The organism is Acinetobacter sp. 802_lipA, from assembly GCF_058242885.1.
Map to the genome: position 1 here is coordinate 2,814,381 of NZ_JBZAYP010000001.1, position 13,238 is coordinate 2,827,618.

13 protein-coding genes are annotated in these 13,238 nt (G+C 42.1%); 6 read left to right on the forward strand and 7 right to left on the reverse strand.

The genetic code is table 11. The annotated features are described in order from the left end of the window. Nucleotides 1–75 precede the first annotated feature (75 nt). Entirely contained in the window at nt 76–1,317 is a 1,242-nt protein-coding gene (locus AC4CU3_RS13945) for a L,D-transpeptidase family protein (protein ID WP_176538085.1), read from the reverse strand. A gap of 202 nt (nt 1,318–1,519) precedes the next feature. On the opposite strand from AC4CU3_RS13945, the gene hemE reads away from it, so the two are divergent. The 5 genes from hemE (at nt 1,520) to AC4CU3_RS13970 (ending at nt 7,572) form a co-directional block, all read left to right on the forward strand. Next, on the forward strand, nt 1,520–2,590 hold the full coding sequence (gene hemE / locus AC4CU3_RS13950; RefSeq protein WP_058870041.1) for a uroporphyrinogen decarboxylase: 1,071 nt from the start codon (nt 1,520–1,522) through the stop codon (nt 2,588–2,590). A 36-nt stretch (nt 2,591–2,626) separates the two neighbouring features. After that, a complete protein-coding gene (locus AC4CU3_RS13955) occupies nt 2,627–3,424 on the forward strand; it encodes a DUF817 family protein (protein ID WP_279043676.1) in 798 nt (265 codons plus the stop codon). Nucleotides 3,425–3,570: 146 nt separating this feature from the next. Next, a complete protein-coding gene (locus tag AC4CU3_RS13960) occupies nt 3,571–4,041 on the forward strand; it encodes a DUF3015 family protein (RefSeq protein WP_279043631.1) in 471 nt (156 codons plus the stop codon). A gap of 68 nt (nt 4,042–4,109) precedes the next feature. Next, nucleotides 4,110–5,993 carry an Lnb N-terminal periplasmic domain-containing protein gene (locus tag AC4CU3_RS13965; protein WP_279043629.1) on the forward strand — a complete coding sequence of 628 codons (1,884 nt, stop codon included), beginning with the start codon at nt 4,110–4,112 and terminating at the stop codon, nt 5,991–5,993. A gap of 196 nt (nt 5,994–6,189) precedes the next feature. Next, nucleotides 6,190–7,572, forward strand: coding sequence for a diguanylate cyclase (locus AC4CU3_RS13970; protein WP_279043627.1), 1,383 nt, complete (start codon nt 6,190–6,192; stop codon nt 7,570–7,572). Between the two features lie 56 nt (nt 7,573–7,628). On the opposite strand, the gene AC4CU3_RS13975 is transcribed toward AC4CU3_RS13970, so the two are convergent. The 6 genes from AC4CU3_RS13975 to AC4CU3_RS14000 form a co-directional block, all read right to left on the reverse strand. Continuing rightward, entirely contained in the window at nt 7,629–7,988 is a 360-nt protein-coding gene (locus tag AC4CU3_RS13975; RefSeq protein WP_279043626.1) for a cupin domain-containing protein, read from the reverse strand. Between the two features lie 86 nt (nt 7,989–8,074). Beyond that, nucleotides 8,075–8,623, reverse strand: a complete 549-nt coding sequence (gene folE, locus AC4CU3_RS13980; RefSeq protein ID WP_171054237.1) for a GTP cyclohydrolase I FolE — start codon at nt 8,621–8,623, stop codon at nt 8,075–8,077. Between the two features lie 93 nt (nt 8,624–8,716). Beyond that, nucleotides 8,717–9,403 carry a Smr/MutS family protein gene (locus AC4CU3_RS13985; protein ID WP_279043624.1) on the reverse strand — a complete coding sequence of 229 codons (687 nt, stop codon included), beginning with the start codon at nt 9,401–9,403 and terminating at the stop codon, nt 8,717–8,719. A 252-nt stretch (nt 9,404–9,655) separates the two neighbouring features. Beyond that, nucleotides 9,656–10,477, reverse strand: a complete 822-nt coding sequence (locus tag AC4CU3_RS13990; protein ID WP_490738327.1) for an SDR family NAD(P)-dependent oxidoreductase — start codon at nt 10,475–10,477, stop codon at nt 9,656–9,658. A 32-nt stretch (nt 10,478–10,509) separates the two neighbouring features. After that, nucleotides 10,510–12,144, reverse strand: a complete 1,635-nt coding sequence (locus tag AC4CU3_RS13995) for a long-chain fatty acid--CoA ligase (RefSeq protein ID WP_279045021.1) — start codon at nt 12,142–12,144, stop codon at nt 10,510–10,512. Between the two features lie 70 nt (nt 12,145–12,214). Further along, nucleotides 12,215–12,709: a 2,4'-dihydroxyacetophenone dioxygenase family protein gene (locus tag AC4CU3_RS14000; protein WP_279045019.1), complete on the reverse strand. Its 495-nt coding sequence runs from the start codon at nt 12,707–12,709 to the stop codon at nt 12,215–12,217. 344 nt (nt 12,710–13,053) lie between these two features. Between AC4CU3_RS14000 and AC4CU3_RS14005 the strand changes: the two genes are divergently transcribed. After that, entirely contained in the window at nt 13,054–13,212 is a 159-nt protein-coding gene (locus tag AC4CU3_RS14005) for a hypothetical protein (RefSeq protein ID WP_279045018.1), read from the forward strand. Nucleotides 13,213–13,238: the final 26 nt, after the last annotated feature.

Consider the following 13,238-nt stretch of genomic DNA (forward strand, 5'->3'; position numbering starts at 1 on the left):
TTATAATTGTTGTAATTAAAAAAAAGGTGCTCTCAAGAGAACACCTTTTATAGCGTAAATACCTTAGAAAGCTAATTATTCTAAGAATTTAACTGTTACACCTGACTTCACTTTTTTGCCAAGATCATTGGCATCCCAGTTGGTCAAACGGATACAACCGTGTGATGCTGTTTTAGAAATTGCAGAAGGGTTTGGTGTACCGTGGATACCAAATGATTTTTTGCTTAAACCAATCCAGATATTCCCTACAGGACCATTTGGACCAGGTGGTAGAGAAAGTGGTTTTAAGTTTTTACCCTGTACAAAGTTACTTGGAGAGTAGCTATACCATGGATTTGGCGCAACACCCGTGACTTTATAAGTACCCGTTGGAGACGGAGTATCTGAGCTACCAATGGTTGCAGGGAAAGAACCGATCATTTGGTTGCGGCTGTTAAATAAATACAGCTGTTTTGCACCTTTGTGTGCAACAATCAAATGAATGTCTTCTGGCACTTCATTGCGGATATTGGCCACAATAATTTTTTCGCCCGCTTTTTTGAAGGTTGCTTTTGGATTTAACTTCTGCAAGAAGTCTTCATCCATATGGAACTTTTCACCCAACATTTCAGTCACGCGAGTGTAATACAAACCTTTCATTTTGGCTTGTAGTGCATAATCGCGTGGAATTGATGCGGCATAAGGACCTTTTAGGTCTGCTTCGGTAATGGTGTATTCAATAAATGCAGGCTTAGAACCTTGGCTTGCCAGTAGGGCATCCCAAGTTTCTTTGGTTAAAGTGCCTGTTGCTTTTAAACCGCTCATTTGCTGGAACGAAGCAATGGCTTTGAGGGTATTTTTACCGCTCATGCCATCAATTGCACCCGGAGACGCATGTGCATTATTCAGCATCACGTGAGCACGTGCATAGACAGGGAATTGGCCTTTACCAATATTGTCAAACCATTCTGCACTGTTTAGACCATTTAATGTCCACGATGCTTTTGCTGCAGCAGGATTGGTCGTCGTGGTGGTCGGTGCAGGGGTGGTTTTGCTTGGTGCAGCACCAACGTCAGCGGTTTTATCTTCAGATTGTTCAAGTTGATCTAAAGTTTGCGAAGCTTGGTTTAAGTCTGCTTGTTCTTTTGCTGTAATTTGGCTATTTGCAACCGCAGTAGAAGCTGAAGCGACATCTGTTGCTAAAGGATCAATAGGATCTTGAACTGAAGTATCAATGATCTTTTTTGGCGTCAAGGGTTGTTCAGTAGTAGATGCAGCAAACGCTGTACCAGCAAGAATGCAACTTAAACTCATCGCGAGTATTGTGCGAACGAACATGTAATTCAACCTTAAGAATTATTCATTTACAAAGTAAAAACTAGTGAAGTATTACAGAAAAAAGATGGAGATGCAGTATTTGTTTTGTGTAAATATTCGTTTGCATCTTTGTCCTGATCGAATTTTAGTGTTATGAGAAGTTATTAAAAATTCGACCTTTTTGTTATGATGGTGAGCAAATTTAATTGAGATGGGAAAGTAAATGACGACGCTTAAAAATGATCGTTTTCTACGTGCTTTATTACGTGAACCTGTAGATACCACACCCGTCTGGATGATGCGTCAAGCGGGGCGTTATTTACCTGAATATCGTGCAACCCGTGCACAAGCGGGTGATTTCCTTTCGCTGTGTAAAAATAACGAATTTGCGTGTGAAGTAACTTTACAGCCTTTACGTCGTTATGAGCTCGACGCTGCCATTTTATTTTCAGATATTTTAACTGTACCCGATGCTTTGGGTTTAGGGCTTTATTTTGAAGCTGGGGAAGGGCCTAAATTTCATAAAACGGTCCGTACTGAACAAGATGTGGCGAATTTACCTCAGTTTAATGCCGCGTCTGATCTCGACTATGTGATGAATGCAGTCAAGACGATTCGTTCAGCCTTAGGTGGACAAGTGCCTTTAATTGGCTTTTCAGGCAGTCCTTGGACGCTGGCAACTTATATGGTTGAAGGTGGTTCGAGCAAAGACTTCCGTTTCACCAAACAAATGATGTATGCGCAACCTGAAGTTTTACATGCGCTGCTCGATCGTTTGGCTGATGCGGTAATTGACTATCTAAATGCGCAAATTGATGCAGGTGCTCAAGCCGTACAGATTTTTGACAGTTGGGGCGGGGCGCTAGCACACCGTGAATATTTAGAATTTTCTTTAAAATACATGCAAAAAATTGTTGCAGGTTTAAAACGTGAAAATGAAGGACGTAAAGTTCCCGTGATTTTATTCACCAAAGGTGGCGGTCAGTGGTTAGAGCCAATGGTGGCAACAGGGGCAGATGCTTTTGGTCTAGATTGGACTACGCCATTAAATGTGGCTCGCCAAACGGTGGCTGGCCGTGCGGCACTGCAAGGCAACTTAGACCCTGCAACATTATATGGTTCGCATGAGACCATTGTGAAAGCCACCAAAGCCATGTTAGATGACGCTTATGCAGGCGGTGAGAAAACGGGTTATGTTGCAAACTTAGGTCACGGCATTACTCAGTGGGTTGACCCTGAAAACCCGAAAGCCTTTATTGATACTGTGCATGAATACAGTGCCAAATATCTCTAAGTTTCACAGCTTCAATTCAATTAGGGTTCATGCGTGATCACGATTTTAAAATCATGTTTTGAGTTCTCATCTAAGGCAGCTTCGGCTGCCTTATTTGGGATATTACTGCTATTGGCTTTTGCGTTCACAGCCAGTATGGGAAGTCAGGAATATTTCGGTTTTTTCCGTTATGACTATTTACTGTTTTATGCTGTGCTGATTCAAGTTTGTCTGCTCTATTTAAAACTTGAGTCTTGGGCAGAAGCCAAAGTGATTGCGCTATTTCACGTGATGGCAATGGTGATGGAAATCTTTTTGACCCATCCGCAAATTGCATCTTGGCAGTATCCGCATCCCGCCGTGTTTAAAATTCTTACTGTACCGTTGTTTGCAGGTTTTATGTATTCGGCTGTGGGCAGTTTTTTTGCGCGCTCATTGCGTCTCTATCACGTTTCTTTTGAGCACTTGCCTCGTTTCTCCTCCATGCTGACATTGGCGGTGTTGTCTTATATCAACTTTATGTCCAAATTTTTTGTTCCCGATGTTCGTTATCTTTTGTTTGCGTGGAGCATAGTGCTGTTTTGGAAAACCAAGATTGGCTTTGAATTGCAGCAGCATCGTTTTCAACTGCCGATGTTACCCGTACTTTTACTGTTGGCCTTTATTATTTGGATTGCGGAAAATATCAGTACGTTTTACCAAATCTGGCTGTACCCAAGTCAAGTCGATGCATGGCATATGGTCGGTTGGGGTAAGTTGGGTTCTTGGTATTTATTGCTACTGCTCAGTCTGGTGTTGGTGTTAAAGATTTTAGGGAAACGAGACCTACGTGGCAGTTGGTCGTTATACCGCTAAAGCACATTTTTTAAGACCTGCTTCACTTTAATATAAAATGTTTTGCGTTATGGGCTTGTTACCGCTATCTTACAAGGGTGTAGCTCAAAATACACACAATAGGAACAATAAAAATACTCGGAGATAATCGAGTCTGGAGAAACCTTATGTTGAAAAAAATGGCATTGGCTGCAGTTTTGGCTGTTGGTTCTACTGCTGCATTTGCAGATAAAGATGTAGGTTGTGGTATTGGTTCACAAATTTGGGCTGGCCAGTCTGGTAAAGTCGCTAAAATTTTAGCGGGTACAACCAATGGTCTTTTTGCTAACCAACTTTTCGGTATTACCTTTGGTACTTTAGGTTGTAGCGGTACAGGTACAGTGACTGCTCAGGCAGTAACATTTACCAACGAAAATGCGGAAGCATTGGCGCGTGATATGGCAGTTGGTGAGGGCGAAAGTCTAAATGTACTGGCTGAATTACTGAACATCCAGTCTGAAGATAAAGCACGTTTCTTTGAAGTCTCTAAACAGAACTTCGCAAAAATCTATTCAGCTGAAAACCAAGATGCACTTCAAGTGTTAGCATCTTTACAAGCAGTCATGGCAACGGATAGCGTATTAAAAGCATACGTTTAATTGCACCATAAAACCCTGCCATTCAGGCAGGGTTTTTCATATCTAAAAAGAAGAATAGCTAACACTGCATGAAATCTGTTGTCCTCCTCTTTAGTGTGCTATTCAGCACCAGCATCTTTGCTCAAGCACCTAGCTCAGCCGAGTTTTATATTGAAAAAGCACAGCAGCTGAAGCTAGCTTCAAATGTGACTTGGCAACGTTTGATGTATGCCAATGTTTCGGGACAAAGTGAAGTCACTTATCGCCCATTTTTTTATAGTGAACACGGACAAACTCAGCTCAAACAAGAGCTTGATGCCAATATTGCAGCACTTTTTACCCCAGCCGAAGCCAATCAATCGATTCAGTGTCGCTTTCCGGCACGGTCAAAATGGCTCATAGGACAACTGGATATTGCATTGAACCAACTGCCTAAAGCCTCATGTCCTGAGCTGGATGAGTGGCTTGGGCAAATTAAGCCGTATAAGGCGACTTTAATTTACGCTACGGACTTTATGGGCAATCCCAGTTCGATGTTTGGGCATACCCTGTTAAGGCTCGATCCTAAAGACCAAAAACAGCTGAACTTAGTCTCCTATGCCGTGAATTACGCAGCGACAGTGGCCAATAGCGACAGCTTTTCTTTTGCATGGAAGGGCTTAACTGGGCAGTACCCAGGTGAGTACTCACTCATGCCGTACTATCGAAAAGTGAAAGAATATGGTGATTTGGAAAGCCGCGATTTGTGGGAATACGAGTTAGCCCTGACGCCAGAAGAAACCAAAACCATGGTTGAGCATATTTGGGAACTCAAGCATGTGCAATTTCCTTACTATTTTATCAGTGATAACTGTGCCTATCGTTTACTGGGTTTAATTGATTTGGTACGGCCAGAGGTCAACTTACAAAAACAATTTAAAACCGCTGCGATTCCTGTTGAGACTATTAAGGCTGTCGATGAAAACCATCTAATTGCAGGAAGTGTTTACCGTCCAGCTTTAGAAACTCAGTTGTTGGCACAAGCCAAACAACACGGACAAGCCTTGGCGGCTGCGGCGCATCAGGTTGCGCAACTTGAACCTGCTCAAATGCAAGACTATTTGAATCGCTATGCGTTGGTGGATCAGGCACGTATTTTAGAAATGGCCTATGACCATGTGTATTTACAGTTAATTGCACAAAAGATTGCGGCAGAAGACGCCCAACCGCGCATTCGACAACTGCTGGGTTTGCGAAGTCAGATTAACTTGGAAAAGCAACGTCAAGTGGTCGAAGCGCCAAAAGTAGATCCGGTAAAAGGTCATCAGGCGCGAACCGTTCAGTTTGAAGCGGGTGAAATACAAGGAGACTCTTATTTCCGACTGAGCCATCGTCAGGCCTATCATGACTTGATTGACCCGCAAGGCGGTTTCCGTTTGGGTACACAGCTTAAGTTTCTAAATGGTAGCCTCGAATATCGCGATGATCGATTAAAACTGCAAGAGCTGAATGTCCTAGAGGTCAATGCCTACAGTCCATTGACTGCCTTTAAAACACCATTAAGCTGGGGTTTTAACATGGGTTGGCAACAAGAGGCGCTAGATCGAGATGGTGCATTTAGTGAACAGGATCAACACGGCGTATTCAATCTATCCAGTCAGTTTGGCTATAGTGTGGCAGATCAAGAGCGTCAACATTTATGCTATGCACAATTGCAAAATCATGTTCAAGCAGGCAAAGCTTTAGACCGAGGTTGGCGCGTGGGACTTGGGCCAACGGTAGGCTGCCAGAACATCTGGAGCGAACATATCAATAGTTTGGTACAGGTCGAGCTGCCATATTGGGAAGATAGCCATCAATGGCAAGTCAGACTGAATACTCAGTTGCAATATTTATTCAATCAGCAAAATGCGTTGAGGCTTCATTGGCAGTATCAACAGCAAAAAGGCAAAGATTGGGATCAGACGGGTTTGAGTTATATCCATTTCTTTTAGTTCGATCCTCTTTTCAACGCCCCATTAATGGGGCTTTTTTTATGAAAGTAATTGCTGTTAAAACAACCAAACGTGAGCCTTACTTTTTATAAAGTGCTGAAAATGAAAGCTGATGGTGAAAATAAGTATTGAAATTTGTTATATTAATCACATAAATGTCTAGTAAGTCTCAAAAATATATAAATAGGTAAGTTTTATGAATGATGAATGCATGGCTAAATTGGCCGAGCAATGGGGGAAAATTTGCCAACATTATTCAGTGAATGATCACGTTAAAGCGCAAAATTTTATTCAGCAGCATTCGTCTGTATTGGTTAATGAATTTTATAGCAATATTGTCTTGGAGCCTGAGGCTGCAGATTTTTTTAAAGATGACATCATTCAACAACGTTTAAAAAACAGTTTAAACCAATGGCTCATTGAAAGTTTCGACGTGGCTGTGAATGAAGCCTATTATGCAGCAGTTGAAAAACAACAAAAAGTTGGGCAGGTACATGCGCGGGTGGGCATTCCTTCTTGGTTGATCATGCGCGGTATTCGTGAGATTGAGAACAAGATCTTGGAACTCTTGGCTGGACTTCCGCTAGAAAATAACCACCACATGCTAAGTTATATGCTGCAAATTATGGGTTTTGCGACAGAAATTATGTGCAGATCCTATGAAGCCAATACTGAGCGAAGCCATGAAGTTAAGCATAGCTATCGCTTATTTTCTGCAATGCAAGATGTCGCGGTACAAAAAGATAAGCAGCGCAGTATTTTGCTTGACTGGGAAAATGAGCTGATGTTCAAAGTCTTCTCCGAGCATCCGCAGTTACAACACATTGCTTTGTCTAAGTCAGAATTTGGTCTATGGTTTGTGCATAAAGCAGCGTATGCCTTTACGGGTGCAGAGCAGGTGGAGACCATTATCAGGCTGATTCAACAGGTCGATACCCTCAATTTTGACGTGCTCGACTGTCAGGATCAGGATCAGGCTCAGAAGGTAGAACGCATTCAAGAAATTCGTGACGTGAACCGACAGATTCAGCATTTGGTCGATCAACTGTTTCAAGTGACCGAATATATAGACTCAGGCAATGACTCACTGACTCAGCTGTTAAACCGTCGTTATTTAAGTACGATTGTGTCGCGTGAAATTAATTTTGCCCGTAAAAATGATGCAGCACTTAGTTTATTGGCAATCGACGCGGATTATTTCAAACGTATTAATGATAAATATGGGCATACCGCAGGGGACTTGGCACTGCGTTTTATTGCTGAAGTCTTGTTAGATGTAGCGAAGGGCAGTGACTATGCCTTCCGTGTCGGTGGGGAAGAGTTCTTATTGCTGTTGGTCGACAGTGATCTCACGCGTGCTTTACAAATCGCTGAAACGATTCGTATGCGGGTACAGGAAACCCCAATTCGTACCGCTCATGGGCAAAGTTTTAGTTTTACCGTCAGTATTGGCTGTACGGTTTATAATGGTCATCCTGACTATCAACGCTTTTTAGACACTGCCGATTCGGCACTCTATGCCGCCAAAAATAAAGGGCGTAACTGTATTCATATGACTGAAAAAGTCCTGAGTGTTTAAATCTCAGATTTAAACACGAGCTGTTCTAAGACGTTTCAAATCGGTTGTTGAGGTGCTTATACCTCAACAATCACATAGTATTTTTTTACAGCTTCAACCACTTCAAATGTGCCGATAAAACTCGGAGGAATAATTCCTGCCTGACCTGCCTTGATTTCAATGAAGTTTTGAGTATGGGCATCATGAATACGGATGCAGCCTTCCATCACTTGAAAGAATTCTTGTTTGTTGTCAGCAAATTGAATATTCCATGAGCCAACTTCACAGTGCCAAATCCCGCAGCCCATGTGTGGGTGTTCATATAGACTATAGGTCTGGCGCTGTGGATTGCCTTGAACCAAACGGTCTGGACGTGGAAAATCAATACTCTGTTCGCCTTGGGTCAAACCATGACCTGCTAACCAAATTGCTGACATTGCGTATTCCTCTAAACAAAAAATGAATCGTTCAATGATATATGCATAAAAAAAGCCCCAACAGAGGTTGAGGCTTTATGTTTCAATTAATAGCTTTCAGGGACTGCACTTAAAAACTCGCGGCGCTCTTCTTTATTGGTTTTAAAGTCACCAATAAAGGAAACGGTACGTGTAGTCGATTCTTGTTTGCCGACGCCGCGCATCATCATACACATATGTGCTGAATCAATCATAACCGCCACGCCACGTGCACCTGTCACTTCTGCAACCGCTTCTGCAATCTGCTGCGTCAGGTTTTCTTGAATCTGTAGACGACGTGCAAACATTTCGGTGATGCGTGCAAATTTAGAGAGTCCAAGGACATTGCCTTCAGGTAAATACGCAATATGTACGCGACCATAAAAAGGCAATAAATGGTGTTCACAGAGTGAATAAAATTCGATATTTTTAACCAGCACCATTTCACGGTTGTCCGATGGGAACACCGCATTATTGGTCACTTCTTCTAAGCTTTTGCTATAACCAGACGTTAAATACGAAAAAGCTTTAGCAGCACGCATAGGCGTATCGAGGAGACCTGGACGGGTTAGGTCTTCACCAACGGCAGTTAAGATGTTAGCGTAGGATTGCTGCATAGACATAAGACGTGTTCACTTACACTGATATTGAACAAGGACGGCATTGTAGCAGAAAACTATTCCAATGCCTTATTTTGGACAAAAATCCGATTACTGTTTAAACTTTGGGTTCTTGTCGCTTCGTTTTAGCAACACTAAAACAGCACCTGTACCACCTTGCTTCTCTGGTGCACTCACAAAAGCCAGCACATCGCGGTGTTGACGCAGCCAACCATTCACATATGTTTTTAAAATGGCTTCCGGACCTTTGCCGTGTACAATTTTAATGACATTTTGATTTTCATCTTTGGCCATTTGAATGACTTGTAAAACTGCGACACGGGCTTCTTCAACGGTGCAACCATGCAAGTCGACTGCTTCAAACCAACGAATGTTACCCGCTTTTAAATCTTCAAATACTTTGTGTTGTAGTGTAGCAATGCGATAACTGAGTGTGGCTTGGCTCGCTACAGGGTTGAGCATCGCTTGAGTATCGGACAGCTCAGTTGCATCTGTATGCATTGGGCCTTCAGCCGCTGCACGTTTTGCTAAAGTTTGTGCATCGATTTTTTTCTTTGGATTTTTTTCTATTTTGGCAATGTTCGCGGTCTCCATTTTTTGGACACCTTGCATTTGTTTTTGAAACAACGCGAAATCATCTTCTGGCTCGGGCGGAGCAACTTGAGCTTGGGCTTCAGACTGTTTGATGGCAGTCGAATGCGGATTGGTGATTTGCTTTTTAAAGTCTTTCAGTAAATTAAACTGTTCTTTAGAAAGCGATGAATCATGTTTGCTCATAGTGTCAGAAAAATACGCAAAATAAGAAATTAGGCGATAATTATAGTCTGATTTTCCCTATATTTGAACTGAATTGCATTCATAGAGATTTGCAAAAAATTGCATGTCAAATGGTGAATAGTATTCTGCGCGGTGCTCAAGAGCACTGCTGTTCTGGAAGAACCTCAAATGATTGAACCCGAGCAACCATTCTATCTAGAGAGACAAATGATGTACTCGGGTTCAGGTTTGGCATGCTAAGTCAGTCGTGACTTAACTTGCACGTAAATTACTGAGAATTTTATCCAGTTTCTTGTCGATTTGACCACGGAAGGTATTCGGTAGTAAACGCGATACTTTAATAAGAAGACGTACTTGTGTACCTAGAATGATCATGAAATCAGAAGATAAAATACCGTTGTAAATTTCTTTAGATGCCTTATCTAGAGGCATACTACCACCCAGCTGTTTCAAAGCAGCTGTTACAGGCGAGCCGTGTTTACGCTCTTCAGTCACCAACGGCGTATCAATTTCAGGTGGGCATACCACGGCAATATCAATGTTTTGGCTGCGTAGCTCCATACGGAGTACTTCAGCTAGGCCAACCACACCAAATTTAGAAGAACAATAACCTGTATAGCCATAACAACCGAGCAGCCCAGATGCTGAAGCAATGAAGACAACTTTAGGGCGTCTGCCTTGTTGGGTAGTTTGTTTTAAATAAGGTAATGCAGCATGAGCAACATTGCGACTACCAACAAGGTTAATATTGATTTGGCGTAAAAACTCTTCAGAACTCATGTCTTCAAAAGATTTTGCAATCACAATACCAGCAGAATTGATTACAAGATCAGGTGTACCTGCTGCAGTAACTACTTCAGCAAATGCCTTTTCCAAATTACTTTCATTTTGTACATCAATTTCAAAACCATGTACCGATGGTGACTGTTTTTTTAATTCAGTTACTGCTTGCTCAATCCCCGCATGGGCAAAAATACAAACCTGATATTTATCTTTTAGTAACAGTTTGCTTAATGCAAGACCGATACCGCTGCTGCCGCCTGTAACCCATGCTGTTTTCATATTTTTTTTCATCACAATATCCTTTTGAATGTTTCGAATGAGCCTTAAACAACTTCTTCTTTTAGCAAAACATCGCTAAATTTTGTACGAAGTTCAGCCTTGACAATTTTGCCTGTGCCATTGACTGGCAGTGCATCTACAAAAATGACTACGTCCGGAATCTGCCAGCGTGCAATTTTATTTTCAAAATAAGCTCGGGCTTCATCTTCAGTCAGTGTTGAATTTTCCTGTTTTACTACAATTAAGATTGGACGCTCGTCCCACTTTGGATGACGTGCTGCAATTGCGGCAGCCATGCGAATTTCAGGATGTCCAACTGCAATTTTTTCAATTTCAACCGAAGAAATCCATTCACCGCCTGACTTGATCAAATCTTTAGCACGGTCACAAATGGTCATATAGCCGTCTGCATTTAATGTTGCAATATCGCCCGTGTCGAACCAACCATCGGCTGTGGTGGCACTTTTTTCTTGGTTGAAGTAATGATCAACAATCCAAGGCCCGCGGATTTGAAGATTACCTTGAGTATGACCATCGTTTGGTAAAGGATTTAGGCTATCGCCATCCACGATGCGAAGTTCAACGCCAAAAGGCGGGCGACCTTGGGTTAAGCGTAGTTTTTCAAAGTCTTCAGCGCTTAAAGCTGAATGTTTTGCTTTCGGTTGGTTGATCGTGCCGAGTGGACTGGTTTCAGACATCCCCCAAGCATGAATGGTGTCGCATGCATAGTTATCTTTGAAATCGCGAATAATCGACGGTGGGCACGCAGCGCCACCCACAACATTGCGGTTCATACTGTCTAAGGTTGTGCCACGTTTTTTTGCAGCAGCAAGTAAACCTTGCCAGATGGTTGGCACACCTAAAGCGATGGTTACTTTATAGTCATCAATTAAGCTGGCTAAGCTATCACCATCCAGATTTGGCCCTGGAAGGACAATAGTACAGCCCACCATTGCTGCTGAGTAAGGAACACCCCATGCATTTACATGGAACATGGGTACGACAAGCATGACGATATCTGATGCAGACAAGTTGAGTGAGTCTGGGAAACACGTTGCCATGCTGTGTAATAAGGTTGAGCGGTGGCTATACAACACCCCTTTAGGATTGCCTGTAGTGCCAGAAGTGTAGCAAAGCGAACTTGGCGTTTCTTCGCCGAATTGCGGCCAGTTAAATTCAGCAGATTGGTTTTGAATTAAATCATCATAGAAAATAACATCTGGAAGTGCTGCAATGACTTTTTCATCACGCGCACCGTAACAGATAAATTTTTCAACGGTTGGTACTTTGCCTTGGATTGCGACAATTAACGGTAGAAAAGTTGAATCAAAGAAAATCGCTTTATCTTGTGCATCGTTAATAATGAACACCAGTTGTTCTGGGAATAAGCGAGGGTTGATGGTGTGGCAAACATAACCACTCCCTGAAATAGCATACCAAGACTCTAAATGACGGTGGTTGTTCCACGCGATCGTTGCAAGACGATCACCTTGGTTAAGATTAAATGACGTGAAAGCATTGGCTAAACGTTTGCTATTCTGTTGGACCTGTAACCAATTGGTGGTGGTCATTTGACCATTTACTTCACGTGAAAAAATAGAAGTATCTGCGTGGTACTTTGCCGCATGTTCGATTAAATTACTAATCAATAAAGATTGGTGCATCATTTTGCCAAACATTTCATTCATCCTTGGTGGCTATTTTTCTAATAAAAAAGGCTATTAGCCGAGGCCAAAAGCCTTTTGGAATTTATTTGTCGCTAAATACAACATACGAGCCCGGTTTAATATAACGCGGCATTTTTTGCCCTGTATGTTCAGCCACGACGTGAAGAGTGCGCTCGATCCAACCGGCATCCATAATAAACATCAGTGAATCATCATCATTTAAGTTGACGTTCGCACCATTAATGACCATAAAGCCTTCAGCACCTTCTGGGGTTGCTAAAGTATGGATCGAACCTGCTGGTTCAAATAAATAGCTGCCAGCCGTTTGAACATCTTCAGGATATTCGACATAATGCCATGAACCTGCTGTTGTATAGAAATGTACAACACCGGTATGGAAGTGACGTGGAAGTATAGTACCTGGTTCAAAACGGGCATGAATGACCCAGACGCCATTATCGGGGTCTAAAAAGCAAGGTGTGACATGCACACCCGGTAGTGCATTTTTGATTTCGCCATCTTTGATGTTAATCGTTAATAATCGATCCTGATGTTTAACTGATTGTGCGATGCTCATGACAAACTCCTTGTATGTCTTGGAATCAGAATATGATATGAGATATCAATATCTAAGATTTACTTAAGCCTGAGCATAACAATGTTTCAGAAAATGCAAACCACTCGAAAGAATGGAATTCACATTGTTTGATAAATGCGCGAATGAACAGTTTAAAATAGGGATTGGAATGGTTTTTGATGCTATTTCATATTGCTTAACTGCGGTGCCCCTACTAATTTATAAGTGTTTTAGACTGATGAATGGCATAACATGATTCGTAGAGGATGATGTTTTGCCAAATGCAAAATTCAGGGAAATGAGTGTTGCAGATGTAATTGAATAAAAAGATTGGATGAATATACATGCAAGTGTTGAAGACTAAACTCAGTCGTCCGAGCATGCTGAATGGCAGGGCAATGCAACGTCCCCAACTGTTAAGTCAGATCGTGGACTATTGTCAGTCTTCTTTGGTTTTTATTCACGCTGCGGCGGGTTATGGAAAAACCACGCTGATGCATTAACTTTCAGAGTCTCTTTTAGCAAAGGG

Bases quoted from the DNA above. Each gene is read 5' to 3' on its own strand.
- AC4CU3_RS13945 (WP_176538085.1), bottom strand. From the start codon at position 1,317: ATGTTCGTTCGCACAATACTCGCGATGAGTTTAAGTTGCATTCTTGCT.
- hemE (WP_058870041.1), top strand. From the start codon at position 1,520: ATGACGACGCTTAAAAATGATCGTTTTCTACGTGCTTTATTACGTGAA.
- AC4CU3_RS13960 (WP_279043631.1), top strand. From the start codon at position 3,571: ATGTTGAAAAAAATGGCATTGGCTGCAGTTTTGGCTGTTGGTTCTACT.
- AC4CU3_RS13965 (WP_279043629.1), top strand. From the start codon at position 4,110: ATGAAATCTGTTGTCCTCCTCTTTAGTGTGCTATTCAGCACCAGCATC.
- AC4CU3_RS13970 (WP_279043627.1), top strand. From the start codon at position 6,190: ATGAATGATGAATGCATGGCTAAATTGGCCGAGCAATGGGGGAAAATT.
- AC4CU3_RS13975 (WP_279043626.1), bottom strand. From the start codon at position 7,988: ATGTCAGCAATTTGGTTAGCAGGTCATGGTTTGACCCAAGGCGAACAG.
- folE (WP_171054237.1), bottom strand. From the start codon at position 8,623: ATGCAGCAATCCTACGCTAACATCTTAACTGCCGTTGGTGAAGACCTA.
- AC4CU3_RS13985 (WP_279043624.1), bottom strand. From the start codon at position 9,403: ATGAGCAAACATGATTCATCGCTTTCTAAAGAACAGTTTAATTTACTG.
- AC4CU3_RS13990 (WP_490738327.1), bottom strand. From the start codon at position 10,477: ATGAAAAAAAATATGAAAACAGCATGGGTTACAGGCGGCAGCAGCGGT.
- AC4CU3_RS13995 (WP_279045021.1), bottom strand. From the start codon at position 12,144: ATGTTTGGCAAAATGATGCACCAATCTTTATTGATTAGTAATTTAATC.
- AC4CU3_RS14000 (WP_279045019.1), bottom strand. From the start codon at position 12,709: ATGAGCATCGCACAATCAGTTAAACATCAGGATCGATTATTAACGATT.
- AC4CU3_RS14005 (WP_279045018.1), top strand. From the start codon at position 13,054: ATGCAAGTGTTGAAGACTAAACTCAGTCGTCCGAGCATGCTGAATGGC.